This is a genomic window from Comamonas sp. w2-DMI (assembly GCF_040187735.1).
In the GTDB taxonomy this organism is placed as follows: Bacteria; Pseudomonadota; Gammaproteobacteria; order Burkholderiales; family Burkholderiaceae_C; genus Comamonas; species Comamonas terrae.
On record NZ_JBANEL010000033.1, the window covers coordinates 1 to 16,252 of the forward strand.

Annotated in this window: 25 protein-coding genes; 19 read left to right on the top strand and 6 right to left on the bottom strand. The window is 63.2% G+C overall.

The annotated features are described in order from the left end of the window. The 13 genes from V8Z74_RS23015 to V8Z74_RS23075 form a co-directional block, all read left to right on the top strand. Window positions 1-301: EF-Tu C-terminal domain-related protein (locus V8Z74_RS23015; protein WP_502879543.1), on the top strand; the 301-nt coding region annotated here is incomplete at its 5' end. A gap of 25 nt (window positions 302-326) precedes the next feature. Beyond that, entirely contained in the window at window positions 327-638 is a 312-nt protein-coding gene (rpsJ, locus tag V8Z74_RS23020) for a 30S ribosomal protein S10 (protein ID WP_003059431.1), read from the top strand. A 213-nt stretch (window positions 639-851) separates the two neighbouring features. Then, window positions 852-1,526 carry a 50S ribosomal protein L3 gene (gene rplC / locus V8Z74_RS23025; protein ID WP_066483822.1) on the top strand — a complete coding sequence of 225 codons (675 nt, stop codon included), beginning with the start codon at window positions 852-854 and terminating at the stop codon, window positions 1,524-1,526. Continuing rightward, window positions 1,526-2,149: a 50S ribosomal protein L4 gene (gene rplD / locus V8Z74_RS23030; RefSeq protein WP_066483823.1), complete on the top strand. Its 624-nt coding sequence runs from the start codon at window positions 1,526-1,528 to the stop codon at window positions 2,147-2,149. The genes rplC and rplD overlap by 1 nt, the downstream gene beginning before the upstream one ends. After that, complete coding sequence (rplW, locus tag V8Z74_RS23035; RefSeq protein WP_066483824.1) at window positions 2,146-2,460, top strand: 50S ribosomal protein L23; 315 nt, start codon at window positions 2,146-2,148, stop codon at window positions 2,458-2,460. Before rplD ends, rplW begins: the two co-directional genes overlap by 4 nt. A 2-nt stretch (window positions 2,461-2,462) precedes the next feature. Next, window positions 2,463-3,287: a 50S ribosomal protein L2 gene (gene rplB, locus V8Z74_RS23040; protein WP_066483825.1), complete on the top strand. Its 825-nt coding sequence runs from the start codon at window positions 2,463-2,465 to the stop codon at window positions 3,285-3,287. A gap of 10 nt (window positions 3,288-3,297) precedes the next feature. Next, window positions 3,298-3,573, top strand: coding sequence for a 30S ribosomal protein S19 (rpsS, locus tag V8Z74_RS23045; protein WP_003059413.1), 276 nt, complete (start codon window positions 3,298-3,300; stop codon window positions 3,571-3,573). Window positions 3,574-3,583: 10 nt separating this feature from the next. After that, window positions 3,584-3,916, top strand: coding sequence for a 50S ribosomal protein L22 (gene rplV / locus V8Z74_RS23050; protein WP_042418925.1), 333 nt, complete (start codon window positions 3,584-3,586; stop codon window positions 3,914-3,916). A 16-nt stretch (window positions 3,917-3,932) separates the two neighbouring features. Then, entirely contained in the window at window positions 3,933-4,793 is an 861-nt protein-coding gene (gene rpsC / locus V8Z74_RS23055; protein WP_066483826.1) for a 30S ribosomal protein S3, read from the top strand. Between the two features lie 2 nt (window positions 4,794-4,795). Next, the gene (gene rplP, locus V8Z74_RS23060) at window positions 4,796-5,212 is read left to right on the top strand and encodes a 50S ribosomal protein L16 (protein ID WP_066483827.1); all 417 of its coding nucleotides are present in this window, start codon (window positions 4,796-4,798) and stop codon (window positions 5,210-5,212) included. Window positions 5,213-5,224: 12 nt separating this feature from the next. Continuing rightward, complete coding sequence (gene rpmC / locus V8Z74_RS23065; protein WP_066483828.1) at window positions 5,225-5,422, top strand: 50S ribosomal protein L29; 198 nt, start codon at window positions 5,225-5,227, stop codon at window positions 5,420-5,422. A gap of 9 nt (window positions 5,423-5,431) precedes the next feature. Further along, window positions 5,432-5,701 (top strand): 30S ribosomal protein S17, encoded by a 270-nt coding sequence (gene rpsQ, locus V8Z74_RS23070; RefSeq protein ID WP_066483829.1) that lies wholly within the window; start codon window positions 5,432-5,434, stop codon window positions 5,699-5,701. A gap of 112 nt (window positions 5,702-5,813) precedes the next feature. Next, on the top strand, window positions 5,814-6,320 hold the full coding sequence (locus tag V8Z74_RS23075) for a peroxiredoxin (protein WP_066483830.1): 507 nt from the start codon (window positions 5,814-5,816) through the stop codon (window positions 6,318-6,320). A 170-nt stretch (window positions 6,321-6,490) separates the two neighbouring features. Here the strand turns inward: V8Z74_RS23075 and V8Z74_RS23080 are convergent, their stop codons facing one another. After that, on the bottom strand, window positions 6,491-6,982 hold the full coding sequence (locus V8Z74_RS23080) for a GNAT family N-acetyltransferase (RefSeq protein ID WP_066483831.1): 492 nt from the start codon (window positions 6,980-6,982) through the stop codon (window positions 6,491-6,493). A 43-nt stretch (window positions 6,983-7,025) separates the two neighbouring features. Continuing rightward, window positions 7,026-7,727: a cytochrome b/b6 domain-containing protein gene (locus V8Z74_RS23085; RefSeq protein ID WP_066483832.1), complete on the bottom strand. Its 702-nt coding sequence runs from the start codon at window positions 7,725-7,727 to the stop codon at window positions 7,026-7,028. 219 nt (window positions 7,728-7,946) lie between these two features. Here V8Z74_RS23085 and V8Z74_RS23090 point away from each other — a divergent pair, with 219 nt between their 5' ends. Then, on the top strand, window positions 7,947-8,393 hold the full coding sequence (locus V8Z74_RS23090) for a c-type cytochrome (RefSeq protein ID WP_066483833.1): 447 nt from the start codon (window positions 7,947-7,949) through the stop codon (window positions 8,391-8,393). 156 nt (window positions 8,394-8,549) lie between these two features. On the opposite strand, the gene V8Z74_RS23095 is transcribed toward V8Z74_RS23090, so the two are convergent. Then, window positions 8,550-9,062 (bottom strand): TlpA disulfide reductase family protein, encoded by a 513-nt coding sequence (locus V8Z74_RS23095; RefSeq protein WP_349711515.1) that lies wholly within the window; start codon window positions 9,060-9,062, stop codon window positions 8,550-8,552. A gap of 175 nt (window positions 9,063-9,237) precedes the next feature. Here V8Z74_RS23095 and V8Z74_RS23100 point away from each other — a divergent pair, with 175 nt between their 5' ends. From V8Z74_RS23100 to ptsP, 4 genes are all read left to right on the top strand, one after another. Next, window positions 9,238-9,816, top strand: coding sequence for a hypothetical protein (locus V8Z74_RS23100; RefSeq protein ID WP_502879597.1), 579 nt, complete (start codon window positions 9,238-9,240; stop codon window positions 9,814-9,816). 78 nt (window positions 9,817-9,894) lie between these two features. Beyond that, window positions 9,895-10,350 carry a PTS sugar transporter subunit IIA gene (locus V8Z74_RS23105; protein ID WP_066483836.1) on the top strand — a complete coding sequence of 152 codons (456 nt, stop codon included), beginning with the start codon at window positions 9,895-9,897 and terminating at the stop codon, window positions 10,348-10,350. Next, window positions 10,319-10,588, top strand: a complete 270-nt coding sequence (locus V8Z74_RS23110; RefSeq protein WP_066483837.1) for an HPr family phosphocarrier protein — start codon at window positions 10,319-10,321, stop codon at window positions 10,586-10,588. The genes V8Z74_RS23105 and V8Z74_RS23110 overlap by 32 nt, the downstream gene beginning before the upstream one ends. 177 nt (window positions 10,589-10,765) lie before the next feature. Further along, a complete protein-coding gene (gene ptsP / locus V8Z74_RS23115) occupies window positions 10,766-12,508 on the top strand; it encodes a phosphoenolpyruvate--protein phosphotransferase (protein ID WP_349711520.1) in 1,743 nt (580 codons plus the stop codon). 655 nt (window positions 12,509-13,163) lie between these two features. On the opposite strand, the gene lipA is transcribed toward ptsP, so the two are convergent. The 3 genes from lipA to V8Z74_RS23130 form a co-directional block, all read right to left on the bottom strand. Next, window positions 13,164-14,144, bottom strand: a complete 981-nt coding sequence (gene lipA, locus V8Z74_RS23120) for a lipoyl synthase (RefSeq protein WP_066483839.1) — start codon at window positions 14,142-14,144, stop codon at window positions 13,164-13,166. A 155-nt stretch (window positions 14,145-14,299) separates the two neighbouring features. Further along, the gene (gene lipB / locus V8Z74_RS23125; protein ID WP_066483860.1) at window positions 14,300-14,992 is read right to left on the bottom strand and encodes a lipoyl(octanoyl) transferase LipB; all 693 of its coding nucleotides are present in this window, start codon (window positions 14,990-14,992) and stop codon (window positions 14,300-14,302) included. 35 nt (window positions 14,993-15,027) lie between these two features. Further along, entirely contained in the window at window positions 15,028-15,348 is a 321-nt protein-coding gene (locus tag V8Z74_RS23130) for a YbeD family protein (protein ID WP_066483840.1), read from the bottom strand. Window positions 15,349-15,772: 424 nt separating this feature from the next. Here V8Z74_RS23130 and V8Z74_RS23135 point away from each other — a divergent pair, with 424 nt between their 5' ends. Further along, on the top strand, window positions 15,773-16,243 hold the full coding sequence (locus tag V8Z74_RS23135; protein WP_349711524.1) for an ATP synthase subunit I: 471 nt from the start codon (window positions 15,773-15,775) through the stop codon (window positions 16,241-16,243). The last annotated feature ends 9 nt before the right edge of the window (window positions 16,244-16,252 follow it).

Consider the following 16,252-nt stretch of genomic DNA (forward strand, 5'->3'; position numbering starts at 1 on the left):
GCCCGGCTCCATCAAGCCCCACACCCACTTCACCGCCGAGGTGTACGTGCTGTCGAAGGACGAAGGCGGCCGCCACACGCCCTTCTTCAACAACTACCGGCCCCAGTTCTATTTCCGTACGACCGACGTGACCGGCTCCATCGAGCTGCCCGCCGACAAGGAAATGGTGATGCCTGGTGACAACGTGTCGATCACCGTGAAGCTGATCGCCCCCATCGCCATGGAAGAAGGTCTGCGCTTCGCTATCCGCGAAGGCGGCCGTACCGTGGGCGCCGGCGTGGTTGCCAAGATCATTGAGTAATTCTTAGGAAAGCTAGGAATTCACAATGTCTAAGCAAAAGATCCGTATCCGCCTGAAGGCTTTCGACTACAAGCTGATCGATCAGTCTGCAGCCGAGATCGTTGACACCGCCAAGCGCACCGGCGCCATCGTCAAGGGCCCCGTGCCCCTGCCGACCCGCATGAAGCGTTTCGACATCCTGCGTTCGCCGCACGTCAACAAGACCAGCCGCGACCAGTTCGAAATCCGCACGCACCAGCGTCTGATGGACATCGTCGACCCGACCGACAAGACGGTTGACGCCCTGATGAAGCTGGACCTGCCCGCAGGTGTGGACGTCGAAATCAAACTGCAATAAGAAGTTCGACAGCCTTTCCGGGCTTGCCCGGAAAGGCTTTTGAAGGTCTTTGTTTAACGCGAACTTGCTTGAAAAAGCAGTTCGCGTTAAAATTTGGGGCTTCGCCTTTGATGCGAAGTTTTATTAACCTTCTTTCGTGCGCGAGCTTGCAGCAAGCAAAGCGCAACGCTGGGCCAATTGCAGTTTCAGCGGCGGAAGTTTTGGAGCAAACAAATGAGTCTGAGCAACTCCCTGGGGTTGCTGGGTCGCAAGGTGGGCATGATGCGTCTGTTCACTGATGATGGGGACGCAGTGCCTGTCACAGTGGTGGATGTTTCCAACAACCGCGTGACTCAGGTCAAAACCCAAGAGAACGATGGCTACGTGGCCCTGCAGGTCACATTCGGTTCGCGCAAGGCATCTCGCGTGACCAAGCCTCAAGCTGGCCACCTCGCCAAGGCGGGCGTCGAAGCCGGTGAAGTGACCCGTGAATTCCATGTGACCGAAGAAACCGCTGGCAAGTATGCCGCTGGTGCAGTCCTGCCCGTGGCAGAACTGTTCAGCGTCGGCCAGAAGGTGGACGTGCAAGGCACCTCCATCGGTAAGGGTTACGCCGGCACGATCAAGCGTCACAACTTCGGTTCGCAGCGCGCATCGCACGGTAACAGCCGTTCGCACAATGTCCCCGGCTCGATCGGTATGGCACAGGACCCCGGTCGTGTGTTCCCCGGCAAGCGCATGACCGGCCACATGGGCGACGAGACCGTCACTACACAAAACCTCGATGTGGTTCGTATCGACGAAGCACGTCAACTGCTCTTGATCAAGGGCGCTGTTCCTGGCTCCAAGGGTGGCTTTGTGACAGTGCGTCCCGCCATCAAGGCTAAAGCTTCTAAAGGAGCGAACTAATGCAGCTCGAACTCCTGAATGAACAAGGCCAGGCCGCATCGAAGTTCGATGCACCCGAGACCGTGTTCGGCCGTGAATTCAACGAAGACCTGGTCCACCAGCTGGTGATCGCCTACCGTGCCAACGCACGCCAGGGCACCCGTGCCCAGAAGGACCGTGAGCAAGTGCGTCACACCACTGCCAAGCCCTTCAAGCAGAAGGGTACCGGCCGTGCACGTGCTGGTATGTCCTCCTCGCCCCTGTGGCGTGGCGGCGGTCGCATCTTCCCGAACCTGCCGGAAGAAAACTTCTCGCAGAAGATCAACAAGAAGATGTACCGCGCCGGTATGGCTTCCATCCTGTCCCAGCTGGCCCGCGAAGGCCGCCTGGCCGTGGTGGAATCGCTGAAGCTGGATACACCCAAGACCAAGGTGCTGGCCGACAAGTTCAAGGCCATGAACCTGGAGTCCTCGGTCATGGTGATCGCCGAAGAGATCGACGAGAACCTGTACCTGGCATCCCGCAATCTGAAGAACGTGTTCGTGGTTGAGCCGCGCTACGCCGACCCCGTGTCGCTGGTGCACTACAAGAAAGTGCTCGTGACCAAGGGTGCGATCGACAAACTCAAGGAGATGTTCGCATGAGCACGCTCAAGTTTGACGAAGGTCGTCTGATGCAAGTGTTGGTCGCTCCCATCGTGTCCGAAAAGGCCACTCTGGTTGCCGAAAAGTCCAACGCTGTGACGTTTAAGGTGCTGCAGAACGCTACCAAGCCCGAAATCAAGGCCGCCGTGGAACTGATGTTCAAGGTGGAAGTGGCTGGCGTTTCCGTGGTGAACACCAAGGGCAAGACCAAGCGCTTCGGCAAGACCGTGGGCCGCCGCGACAACGTGCGCAAGGCTTACGTGATGCTCAAGCCCGGTCAAGAGCTGAACCTGTCTGGGGAGGCTGCTTAATCATGGCTGTTATCAAGCTCAAACCGACGACCCCCGGCCAACGCGGCACGGTGAAGGTCACGCGTGACCACCTGCACAAGGGTGCTGGCTATGCTCCTCTGCTGGAATCCCAGCACCAGAAGGCCGGCCGCAACAACAACGGTCACATCACGACGCGCCACAAGGGCGGTGGTCACAAGCACCACTACCGTGTGGTGGACTTCAAGCGCAACAAGGACGGCATCCCCGCCAAGGTCGAGCGCATCGAGTACGACCCCAACCGTACGGCCCACATCGCTCTGGTGTGCTATGCCGACGGCGAGCGTCGCTACATCATTGCTCCTCGCAACCTGGAAGTGGGCGCCACCATCGTCAGCGGCTCCGAAGCTCCCATCCGCGTGGGCAACACCCTGCCTATCCGCAACATTCCCGTGGGTTCGACCATCCACTGCATCGAACTGAAGATCGGTGCCGGTGCCCAGATCGCCCGCTCGGCCGGTACGTCCGCCACGCTGCTGGCCCGTGAAGGCATCTACGCCCAGGTGCGTATGCGTTCGGGCGAAGTGCGCAAGGTGCACATCGAGTGCCGCGCCACCATCGGTGAAGTTGCCAACGAAGAGCACAGCCTGCGCCAACTGGGCAAGGCCGGTGTGAAGCGTTGGATGGGTATCCGCCCGACCGTTCGCGGCGTGGTGATGAACCCGATCGACCACCCGCACGGTGGTGGTGAAGGTCGTACCGGTGAAGGCCGTCACGCAGTTGACCCATGGGGCAATCTGACGAAGGGCTACCGTACCCGTAACAACAAGCGCACACAAGGCATGATTGTGTCGCGTCGCAAGAAGTAAGGGGTAGCAAATGACTCGTTCTCTTAAAAAGGGTCCGTTTGTTGACCATCACTTGCTGGCCAAGGTCGAAAAGGCCATCGCCACCAAGGACAAGAAGCCAGTGAAGACCTGGTCGCGTCGCTCCATGGTTCTGCCCGAGTTCATCGGTCTGACCATCGCCGTGCACAACGGCAAGCAACACGTGCCGGTTTATGTGACTGACCAGATGGTCGGCCACAAGCTGGGTGAATTCGCGCTGACTCGTACCTTCAAGGGTCACCCTGCGGACAAGAAAGCCAAGAAGTAAGGAATAGAACATGTCTGAAACACGTGCTGTTCTCCGTGGCGTCCGCCTGTCTGTTGACAAGGGTCGCCTGGTCGCGGATCTGATCCGCGGCAAGAAGGTGGATCAAGCCCTGAACATTCTGACCTTCACGCAGAAGAAAGCTGCCGTGATCGTGAAGAAGGTTCTGGAATCCGCTATCGCCAACGCTGAGCACAACGACGGCGCCGATATCGACGAACTGAAGGTCAAGACCATCTACGTCGAGCAAGGCACCACGCTCAAGCGTTTCACTGCTCGCGCCAAGGGCCGTGGCAACCGCATCAGCAAGCCTACCTGCCACATCTACGTGACAGTGGGTAACTGAGGCCTAAAGGAAGAATATGGGACAGAAAATCCATCCTACCGGCTTCCGTCTGGCGGTGAGCCGCAACTGGGCGAGCCGCTGGTACGCTAGCAACCGCGACTTCGCCGGCATGCTGGCCGAAGACATCAAGGTGCGCGAGTACCTGAAGGCCAAGCTGAAGAACGCCGCCGTGTCGCGCGTTCTGATCGAGCGTCCTGCCAAGAATGCCCGCATCACCATCTTCTCGGCTCGTCCGGGCGTGGTGATCGGCAAGAAGGGCGAAGACATCGAGAACCTGAAGAAGGAACTCTCGACTCGCCTGGGCGTGCCCGTGGCCGTGAACATCGAAGAAGTGCGCAAGCCCGAAATCGATGCCAAGCTGATCGCCGACTCCATCTGCCAGCAGCTGGAAAAGCGCATCATGTTCCGCCGCGCCATGAAGCGTGCCATGCAGAACGCCATGCGTCTGGGTGCCCAGGGCATCAAGATCATGTCGTCCGGCCGTCTGAACGGTATCGAAATCGCTCGTACCGAGTGGTACCGTGAAGGCCGCGTGCCGCTGCACACCCTGCGTGCCGACATCGACTATGGCTTCTCCGAAGCCAAGACGACCTATGGCGTGATCGGCGTGAAGGTCTGGGTCTACAAGGGTGACACCCTGGGCCGCAACGACCTGCCCGCCGTGGAAACGCCTCGTCCCGAAGACGAGCGTCGTCCTCGTGGTCCCCGTCGCGACGGCCGTCGTGACGGCGCCGGCCGCGGTGGTCGCCGCCCCGCTGGTACCAATGCCGCTCCTGCCGATGGCAGCGACAAGCCCGTAGGCGCTGGTGCTGATTCCGTTAAGCGCGTTCGCAAGACTGACGCGCCCGCTACAGCAGCGGACGGTAAAGGAGAATAAACATGCTGCAACCTGCACGCCGCAAGTTCCGTAAGGAACAAAAAGGCCGCAACACCGGCATCGCAACCCGTGGCAACTCCGTTGCCTTCGGCGATTTCGGTTTGAAGTCCACCGACCGCGGCCGTCTGACGGCCCGCCAGATCGAAGCTGCACGTCGTGCAATTTCCCGTCACGTCAAGCGTGGCGGCCGCATCTGGATCCGCGTGTTCCCGGACAAGCCCATCTCTACCAAGCCCGCAGAAGTGCGTATGGGTAACGGTAAGGGCAACCCCGAGTACTACGTGGCCGAAATCCAGCCCGGCAAGATGCTCTACGAAATCGTGGGCGTTCCCGAAGAGCTGGCTCGTGAAGCGTTCCGCCTGGCCGCTGCAAAGCTGCCTCTGCGCACGACCTTCGTGTCCCGTCAAATTGGTGCCTAAGGAGAGATCAACATGACGAAAGCTGCTGAACTCCGCCAAAAAGACGTGGCCGCGCTGGAAGCTGAAGTGAAGTCCTTGCAAAAGGCCCACTTCGGTCTGCGCATGCAAAAGGCTACGCAACAACTGGGCAACACCGCGACCCTCAAGGCCACGCGCCGCGACATCGCTCGTGCCAAGACCATCCTTGCTGAAAAGCAAGCCGCCAAGTAAGGAGCCGACATGACGGAAGCTAAAACATCCCTCAAGCGCACCTTGATTGGCAAGGTGGTCAGCGACAAGCGTGCCAAGACCGTGACCGTTCTGGTTGAGCGTCGCGTCAAGCACCCCATCTACGACAAGATCATGATCAAGTCGAGCAAGTACCACGCTCACGACGAGCAAGGTGAGTACAAGCTGGGCGACGTGATCGAAATCACCGAGAGCCGTCCGCTCTCCAAGACCAAGAACTGGGTTGCGACCCGCTTGGTGCAAAAGGCTGCTCTGGTGTAAGCCTAACCCGGCACACCGGCGCAAGGCCCTTGAAAACGACCCACAATGTGGGTCGTTTTTTCATTTGGGCCGCCATGTCGGCAGCCCTTGTTAGCAACCAAAGGAGATAGCGATGATCAAAGTTGGAGACGCCCTGCCCGCAGTCACATTGGCCGAGTACGTGGAAGTGGAAGGCAACGGCTGCAGCATCGGCCCGAACCCCGTCAAGCTGCCCGAGGCGCTGGCCGGCAAGACCATTGCGCTGTTCGCAGTGCCTGGCGCTTTCACGCCCACCTGCTCGGAAAAGCACCTGCCCGGCTACGTGGCCAAGGCCGACGAGCTCAAGGCTGCCGGCGTGGACGAGATCTGGTGCCTGTCCGTGAACGACGCCTTCGTGATGGGCGCCTGGGGCCGCGACCAGAAGGTGGGCGGCAAGGTGCGCATGATCGCCGACGGCGATGCCGCATTCGCCAAGGCCACCGGCCTGACGCTGGACCTCAACGGCAAGGGCCTGGGTCTGCGCGCCAACCGCTTCTCCATGCTGGTCAAGGACGGCAAGGTCGCCACGCTGAACGTGGAAGGCCCGGGCAAGTTCGAAGTCAGCGATGCCGACACCATGCTGGCCCAGGCCAAGGCGTAACTGATACTCCCTGAGTCGCTGCGCGCGGGACGAGGCCTTCGGCTAGGCGCCCCCGCCGCGAGGCGGCTCTTGCTCGGCGTCCCTCTGCTCTGGAGTGCGCCGCCCTTATGGGGAGTGCTCGATATGAAAAGGCATTGCCAATACGGCAATGCCTTTTTTGCATTCAGAGATCAGAACAGGTCTGCCTTGAGGTAGTGCGCGCCCGGGACCGGGTTGTGGTAGTAGGGCTCGATGGATTCGAAGCCCAGCTCCACATACAGCGCGCGGGCCGATTCCATGTCGTCCAGCGTGTCCAGCAGCACATGGTCGTAGCCGCCCTGGCGGGCCACGTCCAGCATGGCTTCGGCCAGCTGGCGGCCCAGGCCGAAGCCGCGGAAGGGCTTGCGCACGTACAGGCGCTTCATCTCGGCGGCATTGGGATAGTCGCAGTCGTCGAGCGGCCGCAGTGCGCAGCAGCCGGCGATCGCACCGTCGACGCTGGCCAGCAGGATCTGGCCTCGAGGAGGGGCATAGTCGCCGGGCAGTCCGGCGATCTCGGTTTCGAAACCTTGGAATTCCAGGTCGACGTTCAGACTGGCCGCGTACTCCTGGAAGATCTGGCGCACGGCGTCCATTTCTTCGGGGGTGGAGGGCGTCAGCAAGTCCACGGCAGGCTTGTCCACGGGCGTTGCGCAATGATGAAGAAGCATCGAGTGTAGCGCTGCTTCAGAAACCGCCACCGGCTCCCAGGCTGTTGACCCACCAGGCAATGCCGGAGGACAGCACGGCCAGCGCGGCGGCCAGCGCCCGGGTGGCTGCCGTGTCGCGCGCGGCGGGAACGGGCGAGGGCAGCTGCTTGTCGCCCGTGACCATGGCCCTGGCCAGGCCCTTGCGCCGCAGGCTGTAGCCGAGGATGGCCAGCAGGTGCAGGCCGACCAGGGCATAGATCAGGTACTGGCCCCAATGGGCGTGGTAGTTCGTGGCCGCGGCCACCGTGTCGCCGGATGCAAAGCGCGTCAGCGGCCCGCTGAAGGCGATCTCGTCGTCGCTGAGCAGCCCTGTCGCGACCTGGGCGACCAGCGCCAGCAGCATGGCAAAGACCGACAGCGCGCCCAGCGGGCTGTGGCCGGCCCCTTCCTCCACGCTGCCCTGGCCGCGCAGATGGCGCAGCAGCGCGGAAGGGGTATGCACAAAATGCGCGAAGCGCGACCAGCGCCCGCCCACCACCCCCCACAGCAGGCGGAAGATGATCAGGGCCAGCACCACCTGGCCTAGGACCAGATGCCAGTTCATGGCATTGCCGCCGAGCTTGGCCGTGATCACCAGGGCCACGATGGCGCAGGCCAGCAGCCAGTGGAACAGGCGGGTGGGCAGATCCCAGATGCGGACCTGGTGCGAGCGTGGCGTGAGAGGAGCGGGCTGTGTCATGGGCGGGAATTTTTCAAACCGGGCTTGCGCCGGTCAACCTGGGCAAGTCCTCAAAAAAATAGCGCAACAGTGTCCCGATTGTGCCGCGTGCGCCTGCCGCCGCCGTGGCAAAGCGCAGCAGCGCACCCGACAAATCCCTGCCGGCGCAGGCGCGGCCTCTGCCATACTGCGCGGGCAACCGCTTGCGGTCTGTCATTGTTCAAAAGAAAGGAAGTCCCGATGAAAGCTCTCTCCACCCTGGCCCTGGCCGCCGTGGTCGCCACCGCGACCCTGCCTGCCTCGGCCCAGTTCGCCAAGCCCGAAGATGCGATCAAGTACCGCCAGAGCGCGCTGAGCGTGCTGGGCACGCATTTCGGCCGCCTGGGCGCCATGGCCAACGGCAAGCTGGCTTTCGATGCCAAGGCCGCGCAGGAGAGCGCCGAGATCGTGGCCTTCATGTCCAAGCTGCCCTGGGCCGGCTTCGCGGCCGGTACCGAAGGCGGCAAGGCCAAGCCCGAGGTCTGGAAGGAGCAGGCCAAGTTCCACGACCTGTCGGACAAGATGCAGGCCGAAGTGGTCAAGCTCAATGCCGCGGCCAAGACGGGCAATCTCGACAGCCTCAAGGCCGCTTTCGGCCCGGCGGCCAACAGCTGCAAGAGCTGCCACGACAGCTTCCGCAACCGCTGATCGGCGATCGCCCACAAAAAAAACCGGCTGCACGCCGGTTTTTTTGTTGTTGCTTTCAATTCGGTAGCTGCCTGCGCTTGATAAGCCGATTCTTCAAGCTGTATTAGGCTTGAAAAGCAGGAGGGCCATGCGCTGGCAGCTATGCTTTTGAAACCGTCAGACCGTGGCGGGCTCGGCCAGCAGCTTCTCGATCAGCTTGTGCAATTCGGCAAAGTCGGGCGCACCCACGTAGCTCTTCACGATTTCGCCGCGCTTGTTGACGATGAAGGTGGAGGGTGTGAGCTGCACGTCGCCCCAGGCCTTGGCCACCTGGCCCGTGTTGTCCAGCGCGACCTTGAACGGCAGCTTGCGCGACTCGACGAAGTTCACCACATAGCTGGGCGGATCGTAGCTCATGGCCACGGCCAGGGTGTCGAAGCCCCGGTCCTTGTACTTCTGGTAGGTGTTGATGACCTCGGGCATTTCGCCCACGCAGGTGGTGCAGCTGGTGGCCCAGAAATTCACCAGCGTGACTTTGCCCTTGAAGTCGGCCGTGGTCCGCTGGCTGCCGTCGAGCAGCACGAAGGTGGACTGCGGCGCCGCCGATTGCCCGGCGCCCGAATACACCCATGCGCCGACGCCTAAGACGGCGGCAGCCAGAACGCCTGCGATCCAATGTTTGCTTGCCATAGCGATGAATTGTGCCTAAATGGTCAGCACAGTGCTGACCAGGGAAATGGGACCTCGCGCCAGACAAAAAGTTCCTTGCCTGGCACCGGCTTAGCCGCGGCAGCGCACCAGACACAGGGTGAACCCTAGGGCGGCGCGGGCGCGGCCTGCCATGTGCGCTAAGGATAATGCCTGCATGAAGATGCCGGGACGAATGTGGGGACTCATGGGCGCCGCCATAGTGGCCTTGGCGGCCTGCAGCCCCACGCTGAATTGGCGCACGGTGCAGGTGCAGGGTGCGCCGCTGCAGGCCCTGCTGCCCTGCGATGCCCAGACAGCGACACGCCCCGTGGAACTGGGGCTGGGCACGGTGCAGATGACCATGCAGGGCTGCGATGCCGACTACGCCACCTATGCGATCTCGCACTTCCTGGTGCGGCAGCCCGAGCGCGCGGCCGAAACCCTGTCGTACTGGCAGGCAGCCGTGCTGGGTCAGCTCAATCCCGCGCCGCAGGGCGAGCCCGCGCAAAGCGCCCGGCCCCTGCATGCCGCAGGCGACGGCGCCTTCCGGCCTGCGGGCGCGCTGAACCTGCCGCAATCCCTGCGCACCACCTTCGAAGGCGTGGGGCCCCAGGGCTGGAAGCTCACCGGCCATGCCGTGTGGTTTGCGAGCCTGGAGCCCGAGGGCGTGCGCGTCTACCACGCGGTCATCTATGCCGACAAGCCGCGCCCCCAGGCTGCGGACACCTTTTTTGCGGGGCTGAAGCTGCAATAGGTTTTTCCCTCTCCCACCCCGGGGCCCGGTCGGCTCTTGCCGCCGGCGCGCCATAATTTGCCATAGAACTGTGACTTCATGACCACGCGCATTCTTCTGCTCACCCACGCCCCGCTGGCGCATGCGCTGCGCGAATGCGCATTGCATGTGTTTGCCGACAGCGCCGACGACGTGCTGGCCCTGGACGTGCCCGCGCACGAGGCGCCGGAAGCCACGCTGTCCCGGGCGCGGGAGCTGCTGCATGCGCATGGCGGCCTGGACCTGCCCACGCTGGTGCTCACCGACCTGTTCGGTGCCACACCCTGCAACGTGGCGCTGCGCCTGGTGGCCCCGCTGCCCGCGCGGCTGGTGGCGGGCGTCAACCTGCCCATGCTGCTGCGCTCCATAGGCTATCGCCACGAAGCGCTGGATGCGCTGGTGGCGCGCGCCATGGTGGGCGGCAGCCAGGGGGTCATGCAAGTGGGCAACAGCACTCCACAAAACCAAAGCGCACGACCTTCCCATGATCAAGACCAACATCACCATCAGCAATAAACTGGGCCTGCACGCCCGCGCCTCGGCCAAGCTCACCAAGCTGGCCGGCAGCTTCCCCTGCGACGTATGGATGACCAAGGGCGAGCGCCGCATCAATGCCAAGAGCATCATGGGCGTGATGATGCTGGCTGCGGGCGTGGGCTCCGAAGTGGTGCTGGAAACCGACGGCGAGCAGGAGCAGCAGGCCATGGACGCCCTGGTGGCGCTGATCAACGACAAGTTCGGCGAGGGCCAGTAAGCGCGGCCGCCCGGCCGGTACGGGCAGTGCGCCCGCAGGGCCTGCGGCCCGGCAACAGACAACGCGGCAAACACAAGTACGCTTCATGCGGGGCAGGCACAGGCAGGGCACCTTTCACCGGAGGCCATGGCGGTGCATCCTGGCCGGCATGGGCTCCAACAACAAAAGGCAGTCGCTATGACATTTGCAATCCACGGCCTGGCCGTTTCCCGGGGTATTGCGATTGGGCGTGCGGTGGTCGTGGCCTCCAGTCGCATGGAGGTGGTGCACTACTTCATCCGCCCCGAGCAGATCGAATCCGAGATCGAGCGCGCGCGCTCGGCGCGCAACGCGGTCATCGACGAGTTGCGCCGCCTGCAGGAAGACATGCCCAAGGATGCGCCGGGCGAGCTCGACGCCCTGCTCGACGTGCACCTGATGCTGCTGCAGGACGAGGCGCTGGCCGAGGCCATACGCCACTGGATCTCCGACCGCCTCTACAACGCCGAGTGGGCGCTGACCACGCAGCTGGAAATCGTCTCGCGCCAGTTCGACGAGATGGACGACGAGTACCTGCGCGAGCGCAAGGCCGACCTGGAGCAGGTGGTCGAGCGCATCCTGTGGCACATGAAAGGCGCGGCCAGCCCCGTTGCCGCGCCCGTGGCCGCCAGGGCCGGCACGGGTGCGGACGGCGCGGCGGACACGCCGCTGGTGCTGGTGGCGCAGGATCTTTCGCCGGCCGACATGCTGCAGTTCAAGAGCAAGGTGTTCGCGGGCTTTGTCACCGCCGTGGGCGGCAAGACCAGCCACACGGCCATCGTCGCGCGCAGCATGGACATTCCGGCCGTGGTGGGGGCGCGCGCGGCCAGCCAGCTGATCCGCCAGGACGACTGGATCATCATCGATGGCAACGAAGGCGTGGTCATCGTCGACCCCACGCCCATGATCCTGGCCGAATACGGCTTCCGGCAGCGCCAGAGCGAACTCGAGCGCGAGCGGCTCTCGCGCCTGCGCTACACGCCTTCGATCACGCTGGACGGCCAGAAGGTCGAGCTGCTGGCCAATATCGAGCAGCCCGGCGACGGCCCGGCAGCCGTGCGGGCCGGCGCCGTGGGCGTGGGGCTGTTCCGTACCGAATTCCTGTTCATGGGGCGCAGCGGCAACCTGCCCGGCGAGGAGGAACAGTACCGCGCCTACCGCGAGGCCATCGACGGCATGCAGGGCATGCCCGTCACCATCCGCACGCTGGATGTGGGCGCCGACAAGCCGCTGGACAAGGCGCAGCCCAAGGACTACTACCTCAATCCTGCGCTGGGCCTGCGGGCCATCCGCTGGAGCCTGGCCGACACGGCCATGTTCCGCACCCAGCTGCGCGCCATTTTGCGCGCGGCGGCGCACGGGCAGATCCACCTGCTGTTTCCCATGCTGGCGCACCGCAGCGAGATCGAGCAGACCCTGGCCCAGCTGCACCAGGCGCAAGGCGAGCTCGATACACGTGGCGTGGCCTACGGCAAGGTCAAGATCGGCGCCATGATCGAGATACCGGCGGCGGCGCTGACGGTGCGTACATTCCTGCGGTATTTCGACTTCCTGTCCATCGGCACGAACGACCTGATCCAGTACACGTTGGCCATCGACCGCGCCGACGAGGCCGTGGCCCATCTGTACGATCCGCTGCATCCGGCCGTGCTGCGCCTGATTGCCGAGGTCATCGCGGCGGCCGATGCGGCGGGCAAGAGCGTCAGCGTCTGCGGCGAAATGGCCGGCGATGCCGGCATGACCCGGCTTCTGCTGGGCCTGGGGCTGCGCAGCTTTTCCATGCATCCGGCGCAGATCCTCGCGATCAAGCAGGAAATCCTGCGCGCCGATACCGGCAAGCTCAGGCCCTGGGCGCAGGCCGTCGTCAACAGCGACAGCCCGGGCGAGCTGCTGGTGCCCTGACCGCCGGCCGGCAGGGCCCTGGCGGGCCCGCAGCAGGGCGTAAGCCTTGAGCCGGAGTTCCTGTGCCGATGCTGTCTTGCAGGCCGGGTGCAATGCAGCAACGCCATGGCCGTTGCTGCGGCAGATCGGCCCACTGTATGCATGCTCCGCCGCGACGACTTGCATGGAGCCGCTTCAACCAGGCCGGGCTGGTGGCAATGCTTCCGATGCCGCGCTGCATGCCGGAGGCAACGCCCGGGAAACCGTCCGCAAACAGCCTTTTACAGATTTCTTTGGCGTCGAATTGAGAATTAATTGATATTGATTCTCATTTGATGTTAAGATCCGTTCCAGCTTGCAGCGCAACAGAACTCTGGTGGGGTCCACGCGCTGCACGGCTCAGTTTCATCGTGGGGCGACTCGTCAGGCCGGTTCAGCCTGCAGTCGTTTTTGCCAGCCAGCGGTTTGCCGGTTAGCCAGGCTTTTTTTTGCGACGGAACAGGAGCAGCATGCTTTGCATAGCGGCTGACGCTGGAACTGCAAGGCGTTCAGGGCATAAATGATTCAGGATGACGGCAGGGCCTGCGCAAGCAGCTCTGCTTTTTTATTGCCTTCGCTGGCTTGCCCATGAAAAAGCCCGCGGCAGCGGGCTTGGTGTGCGGGGCGCTGGGCGCAATCAGACGCCGGCGGCATGCGCCTGCTGGTCCGCGTGGTAGCTGGAGCGCACCATGGCGCCCACGGCGGCGTGCGTGAAGCCCATCTTGTAGGCTTCTTCCTCGAACATCTTGAACGTGTCCGGGTGCACATAGCGGCGCACGGGCAGGTGGCTGTTGGTGGGGGCCAGGTACTGGCCGATGGTCAGCATGTCGATGTCGTGCGCGCGCATGTCGCGCATCACCTGCAGGATTTCCTCGTCGGTCTCGCCCAGGCCCACCATCAGGCCGCTCTTGGTCGGCACGCCGGGGTGCAGCGCCTTGAACTTCTTGAGCAGGTTCAGCGAGAACTGGTAGTCCGAGCCGGGGCGCGCTTCCTTGTACAGGCGCGGAATCGTCTCGAGGTTGTGGTTCATCACATCGGGCGGCGCGGCCTTGAGGATCTCGAGCGCGCGGTCGTCGCGGCCGCGGAAGTCGGGCACCAGGATCTCGATCTGTGTCTGGGGCGACAGCTCGCGGATGTTCCTGATGCACTCCACGAAGTGGCCCGAGCCGCCGTCGCGCAGGTCATCGCGGTCCACGCTGGTGATCACCACATATTTCAGGCGCAGCTGGGCGATGGTCTTGGCCAGGTTCAGCGGCTCGTCCGCGTCCAGCGGATCGGGGCGGCCGTGGCCCACGTCGCAGAACGGGCAGCGGCGCGTGCACTTGTCGCCCATGATCATGAAGGTGGCCGTGCCCTTGCCGAAGCATTCGCCGATGTTGGGGCAGGAGGCTTCCTCGCAGACCGTGTGCAGCTTGTTCTCGCGCAGGATGTCCTTGATCTCGTAGAAGCGCGTGGTGGGCGATCCTGCCTTCACGCGGATCCACTCCGGCTTCTTCAGCACCTCGGCCTGCTCCACCTTCACGGGAATGCGCGAGAGCTTGGCCGCCGCCTTCTGCTTGGCCAGCGGGTTGTAATCGGCTTGGGACTGCGCTTCGCGCACGACTTCATTGGTACTCATGATTTCTCGCTTCAATCTTTCAATGCGCTTTGCGCGACCCACGACGCACGAAACCGGCAAAGCCTGAGCCCGGAGGCGCCGGGCAAGGAGCGCCCCGCAGCGATGGGCTGCCCCCTCAAGAGGAAGCTGCGTAGCGGCTCAGGGCCCTGCCAATTTCATGGGGAGAGCCGCGCTTGCAGCTGTCGGCCGAGCACATGCGCGGCCTCGTCCCAGGTTGTCTGTACGCCGATTGTAGAAAGATCCACCGTTTCCAGTCCTGCGTATCCGCAAGGATTGATTCGCGAATAGGGTTCCAAATCCATGCAGACATTGAGGGCCACTCCGTGGTAGGTGCAATGGCGGCTGACCTTGATGCCCAGCGCCGCGATCTTGCCCAGGCCCTCGAAATGCGGCTCGGGCGCGGCGCTGCCGGGCTCCCGGTGCTGCGGGCGCTGCTCCAGCACGGCGTGGCTGCGCGGATCGGCCAGGCGCACATAGATGCCGGGCGCGCCGGCCACGCGATGCCCCGTCACGCCGAAATACTCGAGCGTGCGGATCACGGCATCCTCGAGGCGGTACACGTATTCCTTGACGAAATAGCCCATGCGCTGCAGGTCCAGCAGCGGATAGGCCACGACCTGCCCGGGGCCGTGGTAGGTGACCTGGCCGCCGCGGTTGGTGGCCACCACGGGAATGTCGCCCGGACTCAGCACATGATCGCTTTTGCCTGCCAGCCCTTGCGTGAAGTGCGGTGAGTGCTCGCAAACCCATAGCTCGTCGCGCGTGCCGGCATCGCGCGTGCGCGTGAACTCCTGCATGGCCGCCACGGTGGCTTCGTAGCCCGTGCGGCCCAGGATGCGCAGATCCATGGGCGCGGCGATCGCCTGCGCCATGGCCGCAGCGCTCACAGCACCACCTTGACCATGGGGTGCGAGGTAAAGGCGCGGTACAGATTGTCCAGCTGTTCGCGGCTGGTGGCCGTCACGGTCACTGTCACGCCCAGGTACTTGCCGGTGCTGCTGGGTCGCAGTTCCACCGTGCTGGCGTCGAAGCCGGGGTCGAACTGCTCGGCGATCTTGGTGATCTCGTGCACCAGGTGCTCGTTGTGCTCGCCCATCACCTTGATGGGGAACTGGGATGGATATTCGATCAGCGAGTCCTTGCGCGGATCTTCCGCCGCCTCGGATGCGGCTGTCGGAGAGGTGGGAGGGGTGGTGTCGCTCATATAAATGTCCCTGGAGATGATGCTTTGGTAACTATGGCAGCCCGTGAGCCGGCCTGCCATGCGGAGCCCGGCTGGCACCGGATGGCAAGGCATAGGCTGCCGCCGATTGTGCGCTCTGCGCAGACTGCCTGGGCGTGTGCCGCGAGGGTTGTCCGGCCGGTTGTGCGCAGCGCGGAAATGCAAAAACCCTCGGTGGCTGCGGGCATTTCCGGGCAATGGCAGTTGCACTTGGTCCACACTTGCGGCGCTATCCAGGGCGGAACCTGCCACTGTTGGCAGGGTGCGACATGTACTTGTGGCCTAAAGACCTTTTACGCACGGCAGTGACAACCCCTAGCGTTAATCAGGGGGTTTTTACTTATAATCAGAGGCTTTGTAAAAAAGTCTTGTCCGGTTTCTGTCAGCTTGGTGGCGCCCAATAAGCATGAAAAACATTGCCGCCGAAACACAGGATGAGGATGAAGTCGAAGACTTCAAGCCCCTTTCCGCGCAAGAGGCACAGGCTTGGCGCCTGCGCTTTCCGCAGGTGTCCGTATGGCGCATTGTCGCGGTGCAGGCCCTGGTGGGGCTGGCGGTGGCGCTGCTGGCCTGGGGGGTGACAGGGCGTGCGGTTGTGGGCTGGTCGGCCGGTTATGGTGCCTTGGCTGTCGTGCTGCCCGCGGCGCTGTTTGCAAGAGGCGTGGCACGCCAGCGGCCGGGAGGCGTCGGGGCGGCCATGGTGGGAATTTTCGGATGGGAATTGGTCAAGCTGGTGCTGTGCATCGCCATGTTGGCGGCTGCGCCCAGGCTGATTCCCGGCCTGAGCTGGCTGGCGCTGCTGACCGGCTTGATTGTTGTGATGAAAACGTATTGGATCGCGCTTCTGGTGCGGTCCGGTGTCCAAAAAACCGATTGATATTTGAGA